Source organism: Pseudoalteromonas sp. GW168-MNA-CIBAN-0100, from assembly GCF_040309225.1.
Classification (GTDB): domain Bacteria; phylum Pseudomonadota; class Gammaproteobacteria; order Enterobacterales; family Alteromonadaceae; genus Pseudoalteromonas; species Pseudoalteromonas arctica.
Genome location: NZ_JBEOOL010000044.1, coordinates 1 through 22,997 on the forward strand (window position 1 = coordinate 1; position 22,997 = coordinate 22,997).

Sequence of the window (22,997 nt, forward strand, 5' to 3'; positions counted from 1 at the left end):
GTGGAAAACTTAACGCGGTGGTTAAAATTCACTTGTAGACGCGCTGCTTGCGGGCGTTTAAAAACGTAGTTTTTAGGGTGGGTGATTAAGTAATTAGAAGCTGCGCTTCTCGCGCGAGCGAGCTCTGCGCCTACGTGGAAAACTTAACGCGGTGGCTAAAATCCACCTGTAGACGCGCTGCTTGCAGGCGTTTAAAAACGCAGTTTTTAGATGGTTGAATTAATACCAACCCGCAATAATACTTAATCATTTTTAGGGGCTAAACGTGTCACTACCTGCGTTAAAAAATTCTCATTTAGAACAACTAAATAGCGAATTTTTTGCCTAGCTATCAACACGTTTTTCCATCCTCAAAATAGATCACTTAATTAAGCGAATTGGTATAAGTAATTAGAAGCTGCTACCCATTTTCTTCAGGCATAAAAAAAGCCGCATAAAATGCGGCTTTGGAGGTTTAGTCTCACTTCACTTTGGGCGTGTCTCCAAAACTTAGTGAATACGTTACCAAGGAACTGTTATGTATTATTTAAGCTATTGACTCTAACGCAATTTTAACCATTTCGTTAAACGTGCTTTGACGCTCATCAGCAGGTGTTGCTTCGCCAGTGATTACGTGGTCACTTACTGTAAATAATGCCATTGCGTTTGCGCCGTATTCAGCTGCAACGCCGTATAAACCTGCTGTTTCCATATCTACTGCTAGCATGCCTAACTTGTCTAAGTCTTTATAGAACGAGTCATCTGCTTGATAGAATGTGTCTGTCGTAAATACGTTACCTACTTTTGCTTTAATTCCTAGCTCTTTAGCAGCGTTTACGCCGTTTAAAAGTAGGTCAAAGTTAGCAATAGCAGCAAAATCGTAGCCACGTACGCGTGCACGGTTTACGTTTGAATCTGTGCTTGCACCTTGTGCAAAAATTACGTCACGAATTTTGATATCTGTGCCAATACCGCCACACGTACCAATACGTATAATATTTTTAACGCCAAAGCTTACAATTAGCTCACGTGCATAAATAGACATTGATGGAATGCCCATGCCTGAACCCATGATACTTACTGGCTTACCTTTGTAAGTACCAGTGAAACCGTACATGTTACGAACGCCTGTAACTTGTACTGCATCATCTAAAAAGTTTTCAGCAATATATTGCGCACGTAGCGGATCGCCTGGCATTAATACTGTTTCGGCGAAATCACCAACGTTTGCACTGATATGCGGAGTACTCATTAATTGTTTTCCTTTTTATTTGGCATTTTTAGCTCATTTAAAAAGCTGTCGCCGTAATCAAGCGCAGATAAGCTAAACCACTGTGCCAGTGTTTGACCTATATCTGCAAAGCTGTTGCGTTCACCTAATGGTGTGTTACTCATACCTGGTTGGTATGCAATAACAGGTACGTATTCACGAGTGTGCTCAGAACCTGGAAAGGTTGGGTCACAGCCATGATCTGCAGTGATCATTAATACGTCATCTGCTTTTAACTGATTTAGTATAGTTGGTAAATAGTCATCAAATTCTTTTAATGCTTTTGCGTATCCTACTGGATTACGACGATGACCAAATTTTTCATCAAAATCAACTAGGTTAGTAAAGATTAAGCTACGATCTGGCGCACTTTCCATTACTTCACTGGTTTTTTCTAGCAAGTTCATAAGCCCAGGTGCTTTATGCTTTTGGGTTATGCCCTGATGCGCGTAAATATCTGAAATTTTACCAATACTAATTACTTCGCCGCCGTCTTTTGCTAGTACATCTAGCAATGTTGGTGCTGGCGGAAGTACTGAATAGTCACGACGATTACCCGTTCGAGCAAAGTCTTGGCTATTTGAACCCAAAAATGGCCGCGCAATCACTCGTCCTATGTTCATTTCATCAAGTAGCGCCCGTGCGATTTCGCAAACTTGATAAAGCTTCTCTAGGCCGAATGACTCTTCATGCGCGGCTATTTGAAACACGCTATCAGCTGAGGTGTAACAGATTGGTTTACCTGTTTTTACGTGCTCTTCACCTAGCTGTTCTAAAATGGTAGTTCCTGATGCATGGCAATTGCCTAAAATGCCTGGAATACCTGTACGAGCAATAAACTCGTCTATAAATTCTTGTGGGAAACTTGGCTGTGTTTTTGGGAAATATCCCCAATCAAATAACACAGGTACGCCTGCCATTTCCCAATGACCTGATGGCGTGTCTTTTCCGCTAGAGATTTCTTTAGCGTAACCCCATGCACCTTGAGGAGCTTGGCGGTCTGAAATTAAACACGGTTCGCCACCGGCAGCTTCACATGCATCCACTAACCCAAGTTTTGATAGGTTAGGAAGAGACAGTGCACTGCCTGTTTCGTCGTAATATGCTTTTAGTAAGTGAGCGAATGTATTAGCCCCAAGATCGCCGAATTTATCTGCATCTGGTGCTGCACCGATTCCTAGGCTATCTGCCATTAAAATAATTGCTCTTGCCATTTTGACCTCACTTTGATTCTAGGTGGTTACTTTATCCGCTGATCGAATTTTCCGTACAGGACAAAAGTCCTGTTTCATAAAACCTAAACATTATAAATTTGCACCCTTGAGCGAAGCAAAAGAGATTAATCGTGTCTTTTTTGCTATTGTGATCTACCAACAATATATCTTTCTGTGTGGATGAGAACTTTAGTGACACGAACTACTATTATAGCCATTGCAGGCGCATCAGCGTCGGGCAAATCTCTTTTTAGCCAAACAATTTACAATGAATTGGTTAATGAGCTTGAACCAGGCGCTATCGCCATTATTGAAGAAGATGCTTATTACAAGGATCAGTCGCATTTGCCGATGGCTCATCGTACGCAAACAAATTACGACCATCCAGATGCATTTGAACACGCATTAATGCTTGAGCATTTAACGCAACTTCGTTGTGGTAACTCAGTAGAAGTACCAACGTATGATTATGCACAGCACACGCGTAGCGCAACCACACGACGAGTGCCAGCTGCTAAAATACTCATTGTTGAAGGTATTTTACTATTGAGTGATAAAGCGCTTAATAAAGAATTTGATATTAAGGTGTTTATAGACACACCTTTAGATATTTGTTTAATGCGTCGTATGCAACGTGATATGGAGCAACGAGGCAGAACATTACAATCTGTTGTTGAGCAATATCAGGCAACTGTTAGACCGATGTTTTATCAATTCATTGAGCCTTCTAAGCATAACGCTGATTTAGTTGTGACTCGAGGCGGCATGAACCGCGTTGCGATTGATATAATAAAAAGTAAAATTAAATATTTACTACAAGAATAACAACGGGAAACATTTGTATGACAACATTTATGAGCTTAGTAGGCATGTGTGTGCTACTAAGCATTGCCTTTGCTGCGTCAACTAATCGCAAGGCAATTAATTTAAGAACCGTTGGTATAGCATTTGCGATGCAAATTGTTATAGGCGGTTTTGTTCTGTTTTTCGAAGCAGGAAAAAATGTGTTAACTAGCATGTCATCAGCCGTCTCGTCGGTTATTGGTTATGCTAATGATGGTATTGGGTTTTTATTTGGTCCACTCGCCTCACAAGACACATTAGGTTTTATTTTTGCAATTCAAGTTTTGCCAGTTATCGTGTTTTTCTCAGCGCTTGTTGCTGTGTTATATCACCTTGGCATTATGGATTGGATAATTAGGATTTTAGGCGGCGGTTTACAAAAATTATTGAAGACCTCTCGCACAGAATCGCTTTCAGCAACTGCAAATATTTTTGTAGGCCAAACTGAAGCACCGTTAATAGTTAAGCCATTTATAGCAACGATGACAAAGTCGGAATTGTTTGCAGTAATGGTAGGTGGCTTAGCCACTGTAGCAGGCTCTGTAATGGCCGGTTACGTAATTATTGGCGTAGATCTTAAGTATCTTATTGCTGCGAGCTTTATGGCTGCACCAGGTGGTTTCTTAATGGCCAAGATGATTGTGCCAGAAACTGAAACGCCTAGAGATAACTTAGCTGATTTAGATTTAGATGACGAAGATAAGCCTGTAAATGTAATTGATGCAGCTGCATCAGGTGCTGCAAACGGTATGCATTTAGCACTTAATGTAGGTGCAATGTTACTTGCTTTTGTAGCGCTAATTGCATTATTAAACGGTTTATTAGGCGGTATTGGCGGGTGGTTTGATTACCCAACATTAACGCTTCAAGAAATATTAGGTTATGTATTTGCTCCAGTTGCATGGTTACTAGGTGTGCCATGGGATGAAGCGATTATAGCCGGCAGCTTTATTGGTCAAAAGATAGTAGTGAACGAGTTTGTTGCTTACTTAGACTTTATAAATTATCGCGATACGTTAAGCGCGCACACACAAGCAATCGTTACTTTTGCTTTATGTGGGTTTGCTAACTTATCATCGATAGCCATTTTACTAGGTGGGTTAGGCGGTATGGCGCCTAGTCGGCGGAAGGATATCGCACGCTTAGGGCTCAGAGCAGTGTTAGCAGGATCTATGGCTAACCTTATGAGCGCAGCAATTGCTGGGTTTTTCCTCTCGCTAGCTTAGAAACTTATTGAGATGAACACCGGTGTTGCAAAACAAGAGGATAGCGCTTTAAGGGGTTAAAGCTCTATCTGACTTGAACGATACTTCACCAAGGGCCGCAAGGCCCTTTTATCGTTTTAGGCCTTAATTTTTAGCCTCAACTACTTCAAACCTCAAGCCACTTATCTATCTAGCCCCCTTTATAGTTATACATAACTCAAATAAACCAATATCTTAGTAACAAGTTCACATAAATAATTTTTGTGTTTTTCATATTTTCAGCCACACTTATTATTACTTAAGCTAACCGAATGACGATTCGCTATTGTGAAATATATTCTTTATTCTCTTTTTTTAATTTGTTCTGTGTATGTTCAAGCAAAGGAAGCCCTGCTTGTTGTTACAGAGTTAGCACCACCAAACCAAGTATTGATTAATGGCGAGGTAGCAGGTGAAGGTACTCAGTTTATTAGAGATATATTTGCTGAGGCTGATCTCACACCTAACATTCAAATGTATCCTTGGGCACGTGCTTATAAAATTGCAGATGAGTTAAAAAACACCTTTATATACAGCCTTGCACGCACTGTAGAGCGAGAAAATAAATTTTATTGGATTGGACCAGTTGGACGATTTGAGCTGGGCTTTATCGGCCTATCAGAGCGAAATGATCTTATTATAAATAATACTGAACAAGCAAAAGTGTATAAAATTGCAATGCAACGCAATGACTTTTCAACACAAACCCTCACGAAACTTGGCTTTGAAGTTGTTTTAACCTCTGATATTCAAAAATCATACTCTTTACTATTAGCTAAAAAAGTAGATTTAATTGTAGACGATCCTTTATTCATGCAGCAGATGAGTGATTATCTAAAGCTCAAACCAGCACACTTAAAGTTTATTTATAAAATAGATGAGCTAACAATTGATGCTTATTTAGCTGCAAATAAAAAAACAGATATGCATTTAATAGAAGCACTGCAAGCTGCATTTTTAAAAATAAAGCAAAAGAAAGGGCTGCCTTACGAAAGATAAATCATTGAAGATAAGTATGCTTATGGGCGACAAAATCATCTTTCATTTTTAACTTTTTATATTCTTCATAAAATTACTTTATGACATGCTCTGGTACTGATTTATTAAATGCAATGTAATTGCTCACAAGCTTAGGAAGAGGTAATTCTTGCACTTCACTGCGTCAGTTGCTTTATATCCAAAGAGTTCTAGCTATACTTTATTGTAACTTTTGAACCTAAATTAGATCTATTTTTCTTCTTAAAAACAAATCCATATATTGTTTTCGCCTCTAAACATTAGTAAGTTTTCGCCCGCTTTAAAACCAATTTTATTTACGCCTAGAGCTGAATTGTTTTTTCGGCGTAAAATTTAGACCGCATACTTAATGGAATTGGTATAACTTACTTATCAGCTTTGAGCTTATAAAAGAAAGTTTGACTCGCGCCAGCGGCCCAGCCCAATAAAATTGGTGGGTCACGTTCGATGTTTTTAATTATTGAAACAATGCCAAAGTAAGGGGCTTTTAAACTAAGTTATAAGCACGCTTCCAAGGAAGCAATTTAAACTCGCAGGTTATATTAATAGCTGTGCAAATATCTTTTACGATATCGAGAGTAATACCAACAAGCTGATCTTTGTCGTTTTGAATTTGTTGTTTTGAAATTATAAGGGAGAAATGTTCGGTATAAATTACAAGCTTAAACTCACTTGCATTAGCGCAATGACTTAGAAGAATAGAAAAACGAATATTAGGAGGGGCTAAATAATAGCAATATCATTTAGTTAATTTACATTGATAATGGGCGTTGCTTGGTTTGAGTCAAATTTCAGACACAAAAAAAGCGCCTTAAGCGCTTTTTTTTCATTTTACTTAAAAAGTAAAATTATACAGCTGTGATGTTATCAGCTTGTGGACCTTTTTGACCTTGTGAAAGAGTAAACTCTACACGTTGGCCTTCAGCTAAAGTTTTGAAACCTTCGCTTTTGATTGCTGAGAAATGTGCGAAAACGTCTGGGCCATTTTCTTGCTCGATGAAACCAAAACCTTTAGACTCGTTAAACCACTTAACTGTACCTGATACGATGTTAGACATTGTAATATCCTGAAATAAAAATAAAAATATGCTCATAAGAGCGGGTGTAGCAAAAAATGAGATGGTACTTTAAAAACTTCAGGACGGTACTACAAGTATTACTTATATCGAAATGGAGATTTATAGCTTACATGCTTTCTTTCTAGCTGCGGCCCACTATATAGAGTTTAAATAATATGTCAAGTACCTATCTATAATCAGAATAATAAACAACCAAAACTACTTTTAGTTGTTATTAAAATTCAAATTCTAATGCGAGCCTAAAACTATGGTTTTTTTCTGATTGGCTTATCTCAGTGATGAAACCCGCTTCCCATTTTAATTGCTTTTGCCCATCAAAGCGCTGTAAACCTATAAAGCCAGGCCCTATACCAATAAAGTCTTCACCTACGTAAACCTCTATAGAAGGCTGGAAAGCAGAGCGATATCGATAGCGATATTGTGCTCTAAACTCACTTTCCCATTCATTTTTAATGTCTTGCCCCCACTCGTACACTAAAAAGGCATTCATAGTTAAGCTTGTTTTACCAAACTCTTTTTCGATCACAAAACCCGAAGTTGCCTCATACACATCTTCGTTATGTTTTTTTTCAAGCTCAAATAACGCGCCCCAATCAGCCCATAATTTACCTTGTTCAATTAATTGCCAACGTAGCTCAAGCTCATAAGCTTCTAATCCAAAGTCGCCGTTGTCGTCTCGCTCACCAACTAAATAGCCTTCGAGTGCCATTGTATCGTTAATAGCACCACCGCCACCCAAACGCTGCGCTAGTATGTTGCCACTATCTGTTTGGTGCGACACTAATCGCCACTCAAATTCACGCTCAAAAGGCAAAACATAGGGGTGATATACCTTATCAACAACAATACCATCGGCCTTTGCTTGGATTGAGAATACCAACAAACAAAGAGCGGTAAAACTAAGCGCTAAATATAGGTTGAGTGCTTTCATACACGTTCCTTAGTTATTGAAGCCGAAATAACATAACAAAGTAATAAAAATAACACGCTGCTTGTACTATATATAAGTACACTCATTAAATCAGGAGTGGCCTCGTAACCAACAAGAGCACGCAGTACACGGCCGAGCTCAGAGTTTTCGTTTAACAAATCACGTAAATCCCACACTGTTGAGGTGTTTGTAATTAAATCTATTTGACTCGCTAAATCCAGTGCAACTAATAATTTAGCCGCGCTGTTAAAAGCAAGCAAAGTAAAAAGCGGATACATACCAAAACGGTGCTTAATTGCATTCATTAAAAAGTACAGCAATACGCTAAAACTTAAACAAATTCCAACACCTAATAAAGTGCCAATAAATAAGCTTTGCCCTGCATCATTATTTTGCCAAAAACTGGTGAGGTAAATAATATAGTGGCTTAAATAGAGCGTTATTGTGCTTATAACTGCGATATAAAATGCCGCTGACTTTTGCTTTAGTGCAAATACCAATACAGCAATAAATATAGTGATACATAGCCCTATTTGTGAGTACTCTAACCCTTGGTGTTCAAACCACTGGCTCACCCACGACGCACTTTGCATGTACAAAAACGACATTACCGCGCCTATTACTAAAGCAGACCCTATTTTTAAAGAGCTTTGTTTTTTAACTACTTGTAGTAGCACTAATAAAATAGCCACTGGTAGTAATTGATTAAGGCTCATGACTAAACTAGTTATTAGCATGCTGCGCCCCTTCATCGCTAACTATAACAACGCCCCTTGCTGTATTTGGCGAAAACTCACCAAAAAACTCGTAATGCCCTTTACTTAGCGGTCCTATATAAATAATACTTTTACGATTTGGGTAGAGTACTTTTTCTCTGTTTAGATCAAAGCTATCAAACTCTTCTGGTGTACTATCTTGGTTTTCTATCAATAGTTTTACTTTTTTATTTGCGGGAATAATTATTTGCGAGGGATAAAACAAATGATCTTTTAAAATAATAAGGTACTCTTTACTCGCCGCGTTAAACGACAAAAATAGCAAACAACAAAGACATTGATTAAATAAACGTTTAGTCACTTTTTACTCCTGTAAAAGTAACCTTAACGGTTAGTCCGCCTAAAGGGCTATTCGCTAAATGAATACTTGCGCCATAAATAGCAATTATGTGTTGAACAATCGCCATACCTAAACCCGCACCTTGCTCGCCTGATGGATGTTGATCGCCACCCACGCGATAAAAGCGATTAAATATTCGGTCTTTTTGCTCTTCGGTCATGCCCGCACCAGAATCATCAATTTGCCAACTAAAGCCGTTATTACTTGACGCTAATTTAATTATAATTTGACCATTATCAGGTGTGTATTTTATGGCATTGCTAAGTAAATTAGCGATGAGTGTGGTTAATGTAAATTCATCACCATTAATTACAAAATCATCACCTTCGAGGCTAATCGTTTGATTTTTTCCGTCTATTTTGTCGTATTGCTCCGATACAACTTGCTGAGTAATCGCTAGCAATGACTGCTCGCTAAACTGCCTCTGCCATTGCTCAGGCTGAGTGCGCCCTAAAATTAGCATTTGTTCAACAATATTACTTAAGCGATTAATGCCTTGTGACATTGCTTGGAGTTCTTGATGGTTTTGCGAGTTGCTTTGCTTACTAGCTAAATTGTGTACATTAATTTTTAAGCTACTGAGCGGGGTACGTAATTCGTGAGCTGCATCTGAAGCAAAAAAGCGCTCTCGTAAGTAAGCGGTTTCTACTCGTTTAAATAAATCGTTTAAACGATTAATAACAGGTTTAATTTCTTCGTCGGTTACCTGCCAGTTAATTGGCGTAAAGTCGTTTGCTTGGCGAGTAGCCAACTGCTTAGATAGTCGGGTAAGAGGGGCTAATGCGTATTTAACAAAAAAACTTATAAAAATAGCAAGCAGAGGGACAGCCCATAACATAGGTAACATTGCAGATAAAATAACGGCTTCAGCTAATTCAAACCGCTTTGACATAGGCTCAGCAACGATGACTTTACGGGTATTTTTTCTCATCACAAACACTCGCATGCGCTGCCCTGCTACATTGGAAGTTTGAAAGCCCTCGCTAAAACTAATTTGGTTATTTGATAAACTCGATGAGCCACTAAGTAAACTATTATTTTGCCAAATTTGATACAACAACTGAGCACTATTATTGCTTACTTGTACTGCATTTGTGCTTAGTGCTAATGGTTGTTCAATTAAAACGCCAGCGACTATTTTAAGTTCATTATCAAGCAAGTTTTCGCCGTGGTGCATGCTTTTTTGATAGCCTTTTACTAATGCCAAAAAGCAAGTAAGCACCATCATTGAAAGTAAAATTAAGGTCAGACGTTTACGAATAGACATTTTCAACCCCGAAAGATAAACACACCCTAACGCTTACCAACCACGTAGCCAATGCCACGTAAGGTTTTAATAAAATCGCTAGGGAATTTTTTACGAAGATGATGAATATGCACCTCTATGGCATTAGAGCCAACTTCTTCACCCCATTGGTAAAGTTTGTTTTCGAGTTGTTGTTTTGATTGCACCCTTCCCTGATTTTCCATCAGCGCTTTTAAAAGCATGTATTCTTTACGCGGCAATGTAAGTGATTTCCCACTAACTGTCACCGTATGCGCTGAGCTGTCTATTACGACTTCTCCGTATTGTAACAAACTAGATTGAGTTTGATTAACACGTCGACTTGCTACACGTAGTCGAGCAAATAACTCAGCAGGATCAAACGGCTTCGCAAGGTAATCGTCAGCGCCCATGTCAAGCCCTTGGACTTTGTCATCAATACTGCCGCGAGCAGTTAAAATAACCACCGGAATAACTTTTTTTTGCGCTTTAATATGCTTTAAAACTTGCGAACCGTCGCCATCAGGTAATCCTAAATCGAGAATAACAAGCTCAATTTCACCACTAGAAAGGCACTCTAAGGCGTGTTTTACTGTGCCACTATGCTCTACGCTGTAGCCCTCTTGACGCAAAGAGCGAATAAGCCCTTGCGCCACTAAATGATCGTCCTCAACGAGTAATAAATGCATTATGTGTTTATCTTTTTAGTTTTTTATCTACTTTTACCAATAGCTGGCTTATTGCTTGTTGGCGATATTTATCTGCTTTTGCACGAGTATCACGAATGCCCGCGGCTTGTGCTACAAGTAGTCGTGCTTTAGCTTGTTTATAATCGCCTTCGTCATACAAGTATTCACCGTATAAGTAATTAGTATCAATGCCTTCGAGATTAAAAGCGAGCGCTTGTTTAAATAATTTTTCAGCTTTGTCGTCATCACCAAAACCAATTGGCCAACCAGGTACTTTACTGTAAAGCGTTGCAAGGCTTGCGTAAGCTGAGCCATTTAGTGCAGTGCCATCAATTGAGAGTGCATTTTCGAGTGACGTTTTTGCCTCTTTTGCTAAACCAAGTGCACCCAACCCGCCTTTTGCGCCTGCAAAACTGGCTAACACAATACCATTCCAAATATGTGTTTGTGCCGAGTTTGGGTAGTTTTTAACAAACAATGCACTTTGCTCACTTAGCTGTGTAAACGCATCTATTTGCGCATCATCTTCAAGTTCGTAGTTAGCAATTGCCCACTTTTGTTGAATAGAGGTTAAGTCTTGTGTTTCATCTGCGTGTACTGCGGTTGCAAATACAGTTGTTAGTACTAAATAAAATGCGAGTGTAAATTTATACATAATTTTGCCCTTGTGTGTTTGTTAACCTAAAAAACGTTTAATTTTAGGAAGTTGTTTTGCAATAGCGTTATCAACAACGCTTGGGAATGCGCCATTTATGCGTGCAAATAATTTTTCAGGAAAACCAATAAAACGCCTTGTTTGATTCGAATTTATAAGCACTAATAACTCTTGAGCAACTAATTCTGGTGAGTCCATTTTATTACCGAGTTCTTTATTCATTGCACGCGCTTTACTGCTATTAATGGATGTATCTGTTGCTCTAGGCGCTAAATAGGTCACTTTAACGCCTGAACCATTCAACTCACGTGATAATGCTTCTGTAAAACCACGTAAACCAAATTTACTGGCGCAATAAAGTGTTTGAAACGGGTAACCAATGCTGCCAAACGATGAGCCCACGTTAACAATGGTGCCTTTGGTATAGTGTAACTGCCCTAAAAATAGCTGGCATAATTTAATAGGCACCGACAAATTAGTAACGAGCATATTATCTATTTGCTCATTACTTGTGTGCTCTAAGCTTTGCATTGTATTTATACCGGCATTGTTAATAAGTAACTTAACGCCACCGAGTTGCTTGGCTTTTATTGCTAAGTTAATGCGTGTTGTATCGTCGGTTAAATCGCCAGCAAATATTTCACTGTCTGAGCATGCACTACTGAGCTCCTCAAGGGCTTGCGTATTTCGCCCTACAAGCAGTAACTTCCACCCTTTTGCATGTAGAGCTTTAGCAATAGCTTGCCCTATTCCGCCTGTTGCGCCGGTTAACACACATAAAGCGCTACTCATGCCAATTTACCTTGTGCACTTGCTTTAAAAAACGGTTCGTCATCGAGTCCACGAAATATATCGCCGTATAAACGATAAAAGCGCTTTGCACCATGTAGTATGGCTTGCTGATCCGCCTCATCTGTTATTTGGTTCATTAGGTTTTCAAAAAACTTTACATGCTCTATGTCAAGTGCGCCGTGAGAGGTTAAATAACTAAATGCTTTTTTAGGTAAGCCCACAGCATTTGCAATGTTTGAAGCCGCACCATCAGCAAGCGCTATAGAAGTGCCTTCAAGCACATGCACCATGCCAAAAAAGCTCAATGGATTTTTACGTGTAATGGAGTCGTACGCATACGACACCATCATTTCCGTAGCATATTGCGGCTGACTGCGACGAACTGTTTCTTTGTCAAAACCACAGGCTGCAATATCATTAAGTACCCACTCTTGATGACCTATCTCTTCTTCAATGTATTCTGCGACTGCTTCGCGCAGCCATTCTTGATTGTCGGTTAATCGTGCACCAACCGACATCATTAATGGCACTGTGTGTTTAACATGGTGGTATGCTTGCGCTAAAAACGAGGCGTATTCTTCAAGTGATGCTTCGCCTTTAAAAACACGCTGAATAATAGGCGCTGCAAGCAAGTAGTTTTGCTCTTGTTTAGTTTGCTCTTTGAGGGTGTTAAAAAAATCACTCATTAATTACTTCTCCAAGTCGGTAAAATTGATCAAACACAGCATGGTACTGCTTACTTATGGCATCTCGTTTTGGACGATTATTTGTGGTTAATAATCCTTGTTGCACACTTAATGGGGCAGTTAAACGATGCCATTTTTGAATTCGTGCATAGTCGGGTAGTTGTTTATTAATTGCGTTAATGTATTGCTCTAACACCGGGTTACTTAGCTTTGAATCGGCATAAATAATGGCGGTTAAAAAAGGTCGACCTTCACCAAACACAACCGCTTGTAAAATACCGCTTTGACTTAGTAATAGTGATTCAGGCCACTCGGCACTGATATTTCGCCCCATGCTGGTAATAATTAGGTTTTTTAGGCGGCCTTTAATAAATAAGGTATTTTGATGCTGATCGACCAGATCACCGGTTGCATACCACTGGTTTTTGTCGTGAGGTTGATGATTTAAGTAACCTAAAAACAAATCGCCTTTTATAAAAAGCTGGCCATTTTCAATTTTGGTTTGAATATGAGGTAACACAGAGCCTGCACTGTGAAGGTTATCGTTTGTGGGCGTATTTAAACTAACTACAGATGCCGCCTCAGAAAGCCCATAACCTTGGTATACCGGTAAATTTAAGCTACGCGCTTTGGTTAATAGCATTTCGCTGACAAGCGCACCACCTACTGCAATAAACTGTAACGAACTAGGCGGTTGCCACCCATCTTCTGCAAAAGCAACTAAGCATGCTAATAGTTCAGGCACTAAAATAAGCGTATTTGGCTTAACTTTATCAATAGCAGCTATAAGCTGTCCGGGTTGTTTTAATACAGTTCCAACAAATCCTAATTCATTTAACGGCATTAAATGCACTGTACCGCCACTTTTTAAGGGGGCATACACACCGGCTATATTTTCAAGCAATACAGCAAGCGGCAATAAACATAAATGAACAGGCTTTTTAATATTAATCTTATCGCACAGAGATTGAGCTACCTGCATTTGGCTCTTTGCAGATAAACACACGCCTTTTGGTTGCCCAGTCGATCCTGATGTAAACGTTACTTTTTGAGTTTCTGGAAAATAACTGACGGGTTTAACTACAACAATTTCGTAAATATATAACGTGTAAAACTCAAACATAGTAATCGATGCAGTCGGCTCCCCAAGTAAAGGGTTTAGCGTGTCGCTAATAAATAAATGTGCGCCGCATTGCGCTAGTACATATTGAGTTTGTTGTTCACTAAAAAAGTGAGCAATTGGCACAGCCACTTTATTAGAAACTGCAGTAGCGGCATCAATAACAAGCCAAGCTGGCGTATTATCGAGCTTATAAGCGACACATTTGCCGTTAAAGCTTTGTAGTATTTTTACTACTTTTTGTATTTGCTGGTTAAACTCATCACCGTTAATTTCAAGTGTTTGCTCTTTATTATGGGCAATAATTAATGGCGATACTGAATGTGTATTATAGTAATTCATACGTTCACCAATGCATTTACCAAAGAATTGATATTTGAGTGGTTTTGCTGCATCAAACTATAAAGCATTGGGGTATTTAGTACTTGTTGGTGAGCTTGCTCTAGGCTCACAATGCATACTGTTGGTTGGTTGGCGTAATAGCTGCCCCACTTTAATGGGTTCTCAACTACAAAACTGCTCGCAAGTGCAATTTCAGTACACGTAACACCAAGTAAGCGCAATAAAGCACGCACTTTGTTGGTTGCACAAAACACTAAATGTTTTGCCCCCACACTTTGCAGAGCTTCGTTAACAATAATAAAATGTGCAAGTGTTGCTCTTCGATTTGTAGAGCAGAGATTACCAAGTTCAAAAATTTTATTGCGAGAAATGCTCTCATCTAAAAAATCTTCAACGGGTGATGCTAAATATTGCTCAATAAACAATGGCGAAGTTGCTTGCCTTAGCCCTAACGTGCACTTTCCTTGCTCGGTAACGTATTGGCAAAGTAGTGGCATAAAAGAAGTAAGCTTAGCGTTATACGCAACTAAAAAACCTTCTTTCACTGTATTTTCGAGATTTTTTCGATGCACATCATCAATACGAGCACTAATAAACTGACTGTTATTTTGTGTTAAATCTAATGATGTAGAAGTGTGGGCTAATTGCATAAGCTCGCTCATTTAAACCTGTTTATATTTCAGGGTTTAAACTTAACGAGTGAAACTTAAAGAAAACTTAAGAAAAAATTAATTTAAATGAAAAAGCGTCTTAAGTGTTAAATCGCGAGGGCCTAGGCAAGCTAAATAGATCAGAATTCAACTAACTAACAAATTGCTATAACAAAACTTCTTTTTTAAATTAAACTTAGGTCAACAGGCCCTAGCAGCTTTGTATGCATCACGTTAGTATAGTGTTCTACTTAAGTTACATAACGATAATTACATGAGCATAAAAACAAACGCGTTAATTTACTTTTTAGCTTTTTGCAGCGGCTTTTGCATAATGGGCATTGAGCTTTTAGGTGGGAGAATTCTTGCCCCCTTTTTTGGCAGTAGCGTGCATATTTGGGGCAGTATAATTACTGTGTTTATGCTTAGTTTATCTTTTGGGTATTTACTTGGTGGTAAACTCAGCACTAAAAATGCATCCCTTACCAAATATGGTTTAATATTTTTAATTGCCAGCATTATGGTTGTGCCTATTACATTATTTTCGCAGCCTATAATGGAATTTATATTTACCCATATTGAAGATAGCCGCTACGGCTCGCTCTTAGCGTCAACTGCTTTATTTTTTATACCTACCGTTATTTTAGGCATGATCTCGCCCTACTCTGTGCGCTTACTGGTAACAGATAGCGATAAAAGCGGCCAAGTGGCTGGGCGTTTATACTTTGTAAGTACGCTTGGCAGTGCCCTGGGTACTATAATTACCTCTTTTTACTTTGTACTCGCGTTTGACGTGAATACAATTATTAGCGCCTTTGCTTTAACACTTGGGGCACTGGGTTTAGTCGCGATTGTTATTAATACCTTGGTTAATAATAAGGGGCTTGCTCATGCTTAAATATTTGCTACTGCCATTAATTGTGTTGTCAGGTTCTGCGTTTAGTAAGGTTATTCATGAAGAACGCTCGCTTTATCGCAATATTATTGTTGAAGAAACAAGCGACTTACGTTGCCTTAAATTTAATACTAAAAGTAGCCAAACAAGCCAAAGTTGCATGTATAAAAGCAATCCCGACAAACTTGTTTTTAATTACACAAAATTGACGTTTGCGAGCCTTTTAGTAACCGACAACCCTAAAAGTGTACTTATTATAGGATTGGGTGGCGGTACACTTTCTAACGTTATTCATGAGCTATACCCCACTGCAAATATTCATAATGTTGAAATAGATCCTGCAGTAACTAAAGTTGCACGCGATTACTTTAACTTTATAGAAAACGACTTAGTGACATCAAGCGTGCAAGATGGCCGTATTTTTATAAAGCGCGCCGCTATTAAAAAGCAAAAGTACGATTGGATTATTTTGGATGCGTTTAACGGTGACTATATTCCGGAGCATTTGCTCACTAAAGAGTTTTTTGAAGAAGTACAAAGCGTATTAGCCGATGGTGGCGTTATTGCCGCAAATACGTTTTCAAGTAGTAAACTTTATGAGCATGAGTCGGCAACTTACCACGCTGTATTTGGCGACTTTATAAATGTAAGCCGCGAAAATCGCAGCAACCGTATTATTTTAGCGGGACTTAAATCAATACCGAGCGAAGCCCAAATTAACACGCGTGTTAATGCTCTCGCCCCTAAATTAGTAAAATACGGTGTAGATATAAAAGCGATTAGCCAACTTATGCACTTTACTAAAGACGGCCAAGATTGGCCTGCAGATACAAAAGTACTTACCGATCAATACTCCCCAGCTAATTTACTTAACTTTTAAAATCCCCTAAACCTCACCATTTTTTTACAGGTGAGGTTTAGCAAATATTTTGCCACTTCTCGCACTTACGCATATTTACTTAGCAAGCTAAGTAATGATAAAATAGTTAGCTTGCTAACTATGTTGGGATGGCTATGCCTACACAAAAACCTTTTCACGAGACACTCGATTTAACAGTTATCGGTAATATGGGCCGAGTTCATCGCTTATGCCGCGAAGCAGTAACCATTGCTGTTGAGCCTTTGGGGCTTACTCAGTCGCGCTGGACTGCACTAATGCATATAAATATGCGTGGTGAGGGACTAACACAACTTGAACTTGCTAATAGCTTAGGGATAGAAATGCCTTCACTGACTCGTACGCTTAAGCAATTAGAGGAGCAATCGTTAATCGTTCGCCGTGTAGACAAACATGATAAGCGCAGTAAAAGACTCTATTTTACTGAGCAAAGTGATGCCATTTTACATTCATTGCAAGAGACCATTTCCGATATAAAAAATCAGTTATACAGCGGTTTATCTGTTGAGCAGCTAGATGCCATTGCATTTGGTTTGATCAAAATAGAGCAAAACGCCCTTAAATGTATTCAAGTTAATAAGTAAGGCTAAAAATGACACCGGATCAAAAGTTTGCACGCTATGTAAGGTTTTCTCTCATAGGGTTTATCTTAGTATTTATTTACTATTTAGTGGCCGATATGGTTTTGCCTGTAACACCACAGGCACGTGTATACCACCCTGTTGTGCAAATATCACCGCAAATTAGTGGCCGAGTCACTAGTGTGCAAGTTAATAATAACCAATCAGTTAAAGCGGGCGATATATTATTTAGTATCGATGAAGGCCCATATAATTTAGCCAAAGAGCAAGCTCAACTCGCGCTTGATGATGCCAAATTACAAAACAAGCGTCTTGATACCAATGTTAAAGCCCTTGAAGCACAAATTAGTGCCGCAAATGCTAAGCAGCATGAGCAAAAGCTATTAAAAAGCAGAGGCGAAAAACTCTATACTCAAAAGTCTATATCGGAGCAAGAGCTTGAAAGCATTCGTGCTAATTTTGAAGCCAGTAAAGCAAATGTTGCGGCTCTAGAAGCGCAGTTAGCTGAAGCAGTTTTAGCTAGAGGTGACTCAGGTAATAAAAACTTAGCTATGCGCCACGCTGCTAACCAGTTAGCGCAAGCTGAGTTAAATTTATCCTACACGCAAGTACGTGCACTAAGTGACGGCGTAGTTGCTAACTTACAATTATTAGACGGCGCGTATGCTGTTGCAGGCAGCCCATTATTAGCTATTGTCGCTAAGAAAGCCGATTTAGTTGCTGACTTTAGAGAAAAGTCACTCTCAAATATGAAGCAAGGCACTCAAGCGCGCGTAGTATTTGATAGCCGCCCAGGTGAAGTTTACGACGCAATACTAGAAACATTTGAAGCAGGTGTTAGCAATGGTCAACTTAGTGCAAATGGTTTACTAAGTACAACAGAAACCAGCAATCGTTGGGTACGCGATGCACAACGTCAACGCATTCATTTAAAGCTCGTAAATCATCAAGACTTAATAGCAAACATGCCAAGCGGGTCACGTGCAACAGTACAATTATTACCCGAATCGACAATTGGGCAATGGTTTGGCTCTGCACAAATTAGGTTTATTAGCTGGTTACACTACATTTATTAATGGAGGTTTTATGACTCAAATTGTTAGCCAAGGCCCACAATTAGACTCTAATGGCCTTCGCCAAGCACTACGCATTGCAGGTGGATGCACCCTTGGCTTTACTATTAGTAAATTAATGAACTGGCCAAATGGTATATTTTTTACCGTTTATCCTATGTTGATATTGGGCATGGTACCTACGTTAAGTCGTGGGCTTATAAATCAATTTATAGCATCTGCTGCATTTAGCGCGCTTATAGTGCTAATAATGCAGGGATTATTTTCTCACTTGCCAGTCGTTATGACATTGTTAGTGTTTGGTGTTTTCTGCTTTTTATTTCACCAAATGAGTAGCGGCAGCGCCTTTTTATTTGGCGCTTTAGGCGTGATAAGCCTTTCTATTCAGCTACATTTTTCGAGCTATGTTGATGAAGGAAGTAGTATTTATCCGTTAATTTTAACTAATGGTTTGGCTATATTTTTAACCGTTGTTATTGGAGCATTAATGCATGGCCTATTTCCTGATGTAACCGCAAGGCCCGGGCGAGTAATGCCAGCTAAAGCAAAAGAAAGTATTCGCCATGAGGTATTGTTATGCTCAACCGTGGCTACGCTCTCTTTTGTGGTTTTTCAGGTTCTTGATTTACAAGACTCAATATCTGCGCAGGCAGCTTCTGTGCTTATTTTGTTTTCATTGTGCTGGAAAGCCGCAGGTATGGCTGGTTGGCAGCGAGCAATTGGAACGCTTATAGGGTGTAATGCAGCGTTACTATCGCAACTATTTTTGTATAGTCACTCTGATTTTTTACTTTTTCCGATGGCTATTTTATGGATACTTTCGTTTCTTTTTGCGCGTTTTCATATTTTAGGCGGAGGCATACCTGGTATTGGTTTTGGTGTGTTGACTACGTTTGGTATTTTATTTGGGAACTCACTCGGGCCAGGCCAAGATCTTGTTTATAGCGCAATGTATCGGTTTAGCTCGGTATCGGTGGCTATAATATTAAGTTTGTGCGTTGTGTATATTATGCACCATATACTTAATCGGTTTAGTGTAACTCGCCATCATACTTTTGATTAGGTAAATCTTTTTTTATAAAACTAAAGGCTGCAATTGCAGCCTTTTTTATAAGCTTAGTTAAGCTATTTTAATGATATAAATAAACTATAACTTTGTTTTAAATACTCACCAGCAGCTCTTTGTACACAATAAAGCTTTTAGTCTTTTTGGGTGATAAGAATAGTAAGCACACCCGCTATAATTCCCCAAAAAGCAGACCCCACTGATAGCAATGTTAAGTTAGATGCTGTTACTAAAAAAGTAACAATTGCGGCCTCAGTATATTTAGTACTACTAAGGGCTTGCTGCAAACTATTAGCAATGGTGCCAAATAGCGCAATGCCCGCCAAAGCTAAAATAAGTGCCTGCGGTAAACTTGCTACCAACCCAACTAATGTAGCCGCGCACAGCGCCATTAAAATATAAAATGCGCCCGCCGCTATACTCGCCCAATAACGTTTATCATGATTTTCATCCGCTTCATCACTCATACAAATAGCAGCAGTAATAGCGGCTAAATTAATAGAATAAGCTCCAAACGGGGCGGTAAGCATATTTACAAAACCAGTCACATTAAGAGACGCAGATATAGGCGCTTTATATTTATGCGCTTTTAAAACAGCAATACCCGGTAAATTTTGCGAGGTCATGGTAACTATATAAAGTGGTAAACCTATGCTAATGCATGCTTGCAAGTGAAAAACGGGTTCAATATAAGCAAATTCGCTCATTTTCCAGTGCAGTGTGCTGGTATCAATATGGCCCATTTGCCAAGCGAGTAGTACGCCTATAATAAGCACACTTAACATAGCAAAGCGGGCAAAAAAGCGTTTACCAATAAAGTACATAACAACCATTAAGCCAATCACTAAAGGCATGTCGTTCATAAAATTAAAAACATCAATACCAAAGGTAACAAGTACGCCGGCCAACATGGCGCACGCAAGCTCACTTGGAATACGGTTCATTATTTTTTCAAACCAGCCCGTCACCCCCGACAAAAAAACGAGCAATGCACTGAGCATAAACGCGCCAATAGCCTCGTTTAAGTTATACCCTTGTGCACTTGAAATCAGTAATGCAGCCCCCGTGGTAGACCACGCAATTAAAACAGGCACTTTGTAATAGTACGACAAACCTATTGACGTTGTGCCCATCACTAAACCAAGCATTAAAATCCAACTAGCTACTAAATCGGGCGTGCCTCCAAGGGTTATCACCACCTGATAAATCAATGCAATAGAACTCGAAAAACCAATAATTACAGCCACAAGTCCTGCTGTAATTCGGTTAAGCAACTGATCAGACACCTTCATAAATCCCTCGTAATGCCATTTATGCAGCACACAACATACGTGCCCGATAAATGCATTGCAATTAGCGATTAGTTTACAAAGAATGAAAAAAATTCACTTTTTATTTTTCATTGTAATTAACGTCAAAAAGTCACTTTTAACCATTGTATTTAACTAAACAAACAAGTACCCACAAACGCGCCAAAGGCCGCATAAACCCTACAAAAAACCAATACTAAAAAGAGTGAAAAACATACCAAAAATAAATATCCTTATATTTTATAAGGGATTATGAAATTTAGAATTAATTCTTTTCGGTTACATTTATTATCTTGATCTAATCCATTTAATAATATAAAACGTAACAAACAGTTAACCAAAAACACTAAAAGAGAAACAAATGAAGAGTTCTGTCGTCTTACTAATTGCTATACCATTATCGGCATTTGCAGTTTATGGGCTATTTTTTAATGCAGATGAAACGGGCGAACCTATCGCGCCTGTTGCTATTGATTTTGTTCCTATTGATTTACAAAAAACGCGCAATACACATCCCCCTGCACCTATTGATATGAGTAAAGATCCAATTACCGTTAAACCTATTGTTGCCCCTGACAACAGCTTACCGTTTGAAGAATTTGATGCCGTAAATCGCCTATCCGACAAAGCAAAGCAAGTGCTTATAAACGCAAAAGTTTTACCTACCGACTTACATAACGAAGCCTACATTGAGTTTGATTTAAATTCTTTACAGGCTTTAGAAACTGGCGAAAATTTTGATTTAGCTATTCCGCAAACAGCCGAAACATTCACCGCAGAAGTGACTAATGTGGTTGAGTCTGAAAATGGCGATAAGAGCATATTTGGCAAAATAGTGGGTGTTGATGGCCGCATGCATAATACCGTTTTAACGGTAGGTAAAGATGCCGTATATGGTCAATTTACTGCGCCTTCTGGCAATTATGTATTCGAAAGTAAAGGTAAGTACGGATGGATTGCAGCAAAACGCGATTTATATAAAAGCCACATAGAGCATGATGTAACCGCACCAAAACCCAAATCAGATAAAAGCATCGATATATTTGCACCAAAAATTGATGGCTAACCAATAATCAAAATATAAAAAAACAACTAAAGCCGCACTATAAGGCAGCTTTAGTGTGTCTGCTTTTTATGAGCTCAACCAAGTTAAAAACAAGTTCCAACCACAATAAGAGTAAGGAAATACAATAATGAAAAAAGTAATCACAACAACCGCACTGGCTGCGGCATTATGTGCAGCAAGTGTTGCACAAGCAGAAACAATCGATATCGGTATTTTATATACCGACCAATCAGCTGCTGCAACTAGCAATATTGACACTAAAATAAATCAACTAATTGCTTTTAGTAATCAGGTATATAGCCAAAATGGCGTTGATATAACACTACGCTTAGCTGGCAAACAAAACTTAGGTGACTATGCAGTAACGCCGTCTGAGGATTGGTTAGATTCGGTTACAAATAGCAGCTACGTAGATGGTTTACGCAGCGATTGGAAAGCCGACATGATTGCCGTATTAGGTACTGGTCAAAGTGCTGGCAATGGGCTTATTTCATGTGGTTTAGCATGGGTTGGCCAAGGCACTAATGGCAATCTATACAGCTCAATGAGCAGCCGTATGTACTCAATCACTGCAATTGATTGTGGTGCAACTACATTTGTACACGAACTTGGTCATAACCAAGGTTTAGCGCATTCACGCAAACAAGGTGATACGTCTGGCGGTGTATATGTAGATGGCATGGGTCACGGCGTACAAAACGAGTTTGCAAGTATAATGGCTTACCCGCACGTTTACGGTAGCGCTACTCAGTACGATTACTTCTCTAACCCTGGCTGGAGCGTAAACGGTATTGCATTTGGTATCACAAACCAAGCGCATGCAATTCGCACAGTTACTGCTACAAAAACAAGTATTGCTAACTTTAAATAAGCTGCCCAATAAAAAAGTGGGCTAAATAGCCTAATGCCAGTCAGTTAACAGCTGACTGGCTTTTTTTATTGGGGTATTTACTGGGTTTTGGTTTCACACACCTCGGATACGCCCGCTCCCGTTTTATCGGCAATATGTGATATTCAACTTGAGCTTGTAATTGCTCTATTGATTTAGGTATCCGTCCTGCATTTTCTATAAATATTGTATGAATAAGGTTAATAATACTAATAGCACACGTCGTAAAACTCAGGTGTTTTGCATATATCCCAGATTTTTTCTGCGCCATTTTCACCATCTGGTATCGGAGCAAGTTATAGCTCAACATTACGCCCCATAATTCTTG

24 protein-coding genes and 1 pseudogene are annotated in these 22,997 nt (G+C 39.1%); 10 read left to right on the forward strand and 15 right to left on the reverse strand.

Annotated features, from left to right (window positions below):
- Positions 1-526: 526 nt before the first annotated feature.
- Positions 527-1,231: a purine-nucleoside phosphorylase gene (gene deoD, locus AAEY62_RS18920; protein WP_002959109.1), complete on the reverse strand. Its 705-nt coding sequence runs from the start codon at positions 1,229-1,231 to the stop codon at positions 527-529.
- The gene (locus tag AAEY62_RS18925) at positions 1,231-2,463 is read right to left on the reverse strand and encodes a phosphopentomutase (RefSeq protein ID WP_024591525.1); all 1,233 of its coding nucleotides are present in this window, start codon (positions 2,461-2,463) and stop codon (positions 1,231-1,233) included. The genes deoD and AAEY62_RS18925 overlap by 1 nt, the downstream gene beginning before the upstream one ends.
- A gap of 192 nt (positions 2,464-2,655) precedes the next feature.
- On the opposite strand from AAEY62_RS18925, the gene udk reads away from it, so the two are divergent.
- From udk to AAEY62_RS18940, 3 genes are all read left to right on the forward strand, one after another.
- Positions 2,656-3,288 (forward strand): uridine kinase, encoded by a 633-nt coding sequence (udk, locus tag AAEY62_RS18930; protein ID WP_007583533.1) that lies wholly within the window; start codon positions 2,656-2,658, stop codon positions 3,286-3,288.
- 17 nt (positions 3,289-3,305) lie between these two features.
- A complete protein-coding gene (locus AAEY62_RS18935) occupies positions 3,306-4,532 on the forward strand; it encodes a NupC/NupG family nucleoside CNT transporter (RefSeq protein ID WP_007583535.1) in 1,227 nt (408 codons plus the stop codon).
- 306 nt (positions 4,533-4,838) lie between these two features.
- Entirely contained in the window at positions 4,839-5,549 is a 711-nt protein-coding gene (locus tag AAEY62_RS18940; protein ID WP_024591524.1) for a substrate-binding periplasmic protein, read from the forward strand.
- An 866-nt stretch (positions 5,550-6,415) separates the two neighbouring features.
- Here the strand turns inward: AAEY62_RS18940 and AAEY62_RS18945 are convergent.
- The 11 genes from AAEY62_RS18945 to AAEY62_RS18995 all read right to left on the reverse strand — a co-directional run bounded on the left by AAEY62_RS18945 (position 6,416) and on the right by AAEY62_RS18995 (position 14,891).
- Complete coding sequence (locus AAEY62_RS18945; protein ID WP_002959120.1) at positions 6,416-6,625, reverse strand: cold-shock protein; 210 nt, start codon at positions 6,623-6,625, stop codon at positions 6,416-6,418.
- 235 nt (positions 6,626-6,860) lie between these two features.
- Positions 6,861-7,577: a hypothetical protein gene (locus AAEY62_RS18950; protein WP_024591523.1), complete on the reverse strand. Its 717-nt coding sequence runs from the start codon at positions 7,575-7,577 to the stop codon at positions 6,861-6,863.
- Positions 7,574-8,314: a hypothetical protein gene (locus AAEY62_RS18955; protein ID WP_024591522.1), complete on the reverse strand. Its 741-nt coding sequence runs from the start codon at positions 8,312-8,314 to the stop codon at positions 7,574-7,576. Before AAEY62_RS18955 ends, AAEY62_RS18950 begins: the two co-directional genes overlap by 4 nt.
- Positions 8,301-8,654 (reverse strand): cupredoxin domain-containing protein, encoded by a 354-nt coding sequence (locus tag AAEY62_RS18960; protein ID WP_024591521.1) that lies wholly within the window; start codon positions 8,652-8,654, stop codon positions 8,301-8,303. The genes AAEY62_RS18955 and AAEY62_RS18960 overlap by 14 nt, the downstream gene beginning before the upstream one ends.
- Entirely contained in the window at positions 8,647-9,960 is a 1,314-nt protein-coding gene (locus tag AAEY62_RS18965) for an ATP-binding protein (protein WP_024591520.1), read from the reverse strand. The genes AAEY62_RS18960 and AAEY62_RS18965 overlap by 8 nt, the downstream gene beginning before the upstream one ends.
- 26 nt (positions 9,961-9,986) lie before the next feature.
- Positions 9,987-10,646 carry a response regulator gene (locus AAEY62_RS18970; RefSeq protein ID WP_007376647.1) on the reverse strand — a complete coding sequence of 220 codons (660 nt, stop codon included), beginning with the start codon at positions 10,644-10,646 and terminating at the stop codon, positions 9,987-9,989.
- 7 nt (positions 10,647-10,653) lie between these two features.
- Positions 10,654-11,301, reverse strand: a complete 648-nt coding sequence (locus AAEY62_RS18975) for a tetratricopeptide repeat protein (protein WP_024591519.1) — start codon at positions 11,299-11,301, stop codon at positions 10,654-10,656.
- A gap of 21 nt (positions 11,302-11,322) precedes the next feature.
- Positions 11,323-12,093 carry an SDR family oxidoreductase gene (locus AAEY62_RS18980; RefSeq protein ID WP_024591518.1) on the reverse strand — a complete coding sequence of 257 codons (771 nt, stop codon included), beginning with the start codon at positions 12,091-12,093 and terminating at the stop codon, positions 11,323-11,325.
- The gene (locus AAEY62_RS18985) at positions 12,090-12,779 is read right to left on the reverse strand and encodes an iron-containing redox enzyme family protein (protein ID WP_024591517.1); all 690 of its coding nucleotides are present in this window, start codon (positions 12,777-12,779) and stop codon (positions 12,090-12,092) included. Before AAEY62_RS18985 ends, AAEY62_RS18980 begins: the two co-directional genes overlap by 4 nt.
- Positions 12,772-14,241, reverse strand: a complete 1,470-nt coding sequence (locus AAEY62_RS18990; RefSeq protein WP_024591516.1) for an AMP-binding protein — start codon at positions 14,239-14,241, stop codon at positions 12,772-12,774. The genes AAEY62_RS18985 and AAEY62_RS18990 overlap by 8 nt, the downstream gene beginning before the upstream one ends.
- Positions 14,238-14,891, reverse strand: a complete 654-nt coding sequence (locus AAEY62_RS18995; protein WP_033026818.1) for a thermostable hemolysin — start codon at positions 14,889-14,891, stop codon at positions 14,238-14,240. The genes AAEY62_RS18990 and AAEY62_RS18995 overlap by 4 nt, the downstream gene beginning before the upstream one ends.
- A gap of 274 nt (positions 14,892-15,165) precedes the next feature.
- Between AAEY62_RS18995 and AAEY62_RS19000 the strand changes: the two genes are divergently transcribed.
- The 5 genes from AAEY62_RS19000 (at position 15,166) to AAEY62_RS19020 (ending at position 19,401) form a co-directional block, all read left to right on the forward strand.
- Positions 15,166-15,789, forward strand: a complete 624-nt coding sequence (locus AAEY62_RS19000; RefSeq protein ID WP_007583564.1) for a fused MFS/spermidine synthase — start codon at positions 15,166-15,168, stop codon at positions 15,787-15,789.
- Positions 15,782-16,666 (forward strand): spermidine synthase, encoded by an 885-nt coding sequence (locus AAEY62_RS19005; RefSeq protein WP_007583565.1) that lies wholly within the window; start codon positions 15,782-15,784, stop codon positions 16,664-16,666. Before AAEY62_RS19000 ends, AAEY62_RS19005 begins: the two co-directional genes overlap by 8 nt.
- 134 nt (positions 16,667-16,800) lie before the next feature.
- Entirely contained in the window at positions 16,801-17,268 is a 468-nt protein-coding gene (locus tag AAEY62_RS19010; protein WP_007583567.1) for a MarR family transcriptional regulator, read from the forward strand.
- Positions 17,269-17,276: 8 nt separating this feature from the next.
- Entirely contained in the window at positions 17,277-18,341 is a 1,065-nt protein-coding gene (locus AAEY62_RS19015; protein ID WP_024591513.1) for an HlyD family secretion protein, read from the forward strand.
- A 10-nt stretch (positions 18,342-18,351) separates the two neighbouring features.
- Positions 18,352-19,401 (forward strand): DUF2955 domain-containing protein, encoded by a 1,050-nt coding sequence (locus AAEY62_RS19020; RefSeq protein WP_024607811.1) that lies wholly within the window; start codon positions 18,352-18,354, stop codon positions 19,399-19,401.
- Positions 19,402-19,538: 137 nt separating this feature from the next.
- Here AAEY62_RS19020 and AAEY62_RS19025 read toward each other — a convergent pair whose 3' ends face one another.
- Positions 19,539-20,696, reverse strand: a complete 1,158-nt coding sequence (locus AAEY62_RS19025; protein ID WP_350635785.1) for a benzoate/H(+) symporter BenE family transporter — start codon at positions 20,694-20,696, stop codon at positions 19,539-19,541.
- Positions 20,697-21,075: 379 nt separating this feature from the next.
- Here AAEY62_RS19025 and AAEY62_RS19030 point away from each other — a divergent pair, with 379 nt between their 5' ends.
- Together AAEY62_RS19030 and AAEY62_RS19035 are read left to right on the forward strand one after the other, a co-directional pair.
- The gene (locus tag AAEY62_RS19030) at positions 21,076-21,780 is read left to right on the forward strand and encodes a protease inhibitor BamI-like protein (protein WP_350635787.1); all 705 of its coding nucleotides are present in this window, start codon (positions 21,076-21,078) and stop codon (positions 21,778-21,780) included.
- Positions 21,781-21,907: 127 nt separating this feature from the next.
- The gene (locus AAEY62_RS19035) at positions 21,908-22,651 is read left to right on the forward strand and encodes a zinc-dependent metalloprotease family protein (protein ID WP_007583576.1); all 744 of its coding nucleotides are present in this window, start codon (positions 21,908-21,910) and stop codon (positions 22,649-22,651) included.
- A gap of 40 nt (positions 22,652-22,691) precedes the next feature.
- On the opposite strand, the pseudogene AAEY62_RS19040 reads toward AAEY62_RS19035, so the two are convergent.
- Positions 22,692-22,997 (reverse strand): annotated as a pseudogene (locus tag AAEY62_RS19040) (IS4 family transposase); the annotation flags it as partial.

Coding starts and splice junctions, on each gene's coding strand:
- AAEY62_RS19020 (WP_024607811.1), top strand. CDS start 18,352: ATGACTCAAATTGTTAGCCAAGGCCCACAATTAGACTCTAATGGCCTT.
- AAEY62_RS19000 (WP_007583564.1), top strand. CDS start 15,166: ATGAGCATAAAAACAAACGCGTTAATTTACTTTTTAGCTTTTTGCAGC.
- AAEY62_RS18935 (WP_007583535.1), top strand. CDS start 3,306: ATGACAACATTTATGAGCTTAGTAGGCATGTGTGTGCTACTAAGCATT.
- deoD (WP_002959109.1), bottom strand. CDS start 1,231: ATGAGTACTCCGCATATCAGTGCAAACGTTGGTGATTTCGCCGAAACA.
- AAEY62_RS19030 (WP_350635787.1), top strand. CDS start 21,076: ATGAAGAGTTCTGTCGTCTTACTAATTGCTATACCATTATCGGCATTT.
- AAEY62_RS18965 (WP_024591520.1), bottom strand. CDS start 9,960: ATGTCTATTCGTAAACGTCTGACCTTAATTTTACTTTCAATGATGGTG.
- AAEY62_RS18950 (WP_024591523.1), bottom strand. CDS start 7,577: ATGAAAGCACTCAACCTATATTTAGCGCTTAGTTTTACCGCTCTTTGT.
- AAEY62_RS18955 (WP_024591522.1), bottom strand. CDS start 8,314: ATGCTAATAACTAGTTTAGTCATGAGCCTTAATCAATTACTACCAGTG.
- AAEY62_RS18980 (WP_024591518.1), bottom strand. CDS start 12,093: ATGAGTAGCGCTTTATGTGTGTTAACCGGCGCAACAGGCGGAATAGGG.
- AAEY62_RS18945 (WP_002959120.1), bottom strand. CDS start 6,625: ATGTCTAACATCGTATCAGGTACAGTTAAGTGGTTTAACGAGTCTAAA.
- AAEY62_RS18995 (WP_033026818.1), bottom strand. CDS start 14,891: ATGCAATTAGCCCACACTTCTACATCATTAGATTTAACACAAAATAAC.
- AAEY62_RS18985 (WP_024591517.1), bottom strand. CDS start 12,779: ATGAGTGATTTTTTTAACACCCTCAAAGAGCAAACTAAACAAGAGCAA.
- AAEY62_RS18990 (WP_024591516.1), bottom strand. CDS start 14,241: ATGAATTACTATAATACACATTCAGTATCGCCATTAATTATTGCCCAT.
- AAEY62_RS19005 (WP_007583565.1), top strand. CDS start 15,782: ATGCTTAAATATTTGCTACTGCCATTAATTGTGTTGTCAGGTTCTGCG.
- AAEY62_RS19035 (WP_007583576.1), top strand. CDS start 21,908: ATGAAAAAAGTAATCACAACAACCGCACTGGCTGCGGCATTATGTGCA.
- AAEY62_RS19025 (WP_350635785.1), bottom strand. CDS start 20,696: ATGAAGGTGTCTGATCAGTTGCTTAACCGAATTACAGCAGGACTTGTG.
- AAEY62_RS18970 (WP_007376647.1), bottom strand. CDS start 10,646: ATGCATTTATTACTCGTTGAGGACGATCATTTAGTGGCGCAAGGGCTT.
- AAEY62_RS18925 (WP_024591525.1), bottom strand. CDS start 2,463: ATGGCAAGAGCAATTATTTTAATGGCAGATAGCCTAGGAATCGGTGCA.
- AAEY62_RS18975 (WP_024591519.1), bottom strand. CDS start 11,301: ATGTATAAATTTACACTCGCATTTTATTTAGTACTAACAACTGTATTT.
- AAEY62_RS19015 (WP_024591513.1), top strand. CDS start 17,277: ATGACACCGGATCAAAAGTTTGCACGCTATGTAAGGTTTTCTCTCATA.
- AAEY62_RS19010 (WP_007583567.1), top strand. CDS start 16,801: ATGCCTACACAAAAACCTTTTCACGAGACACTCGATTTAACAGTTATC.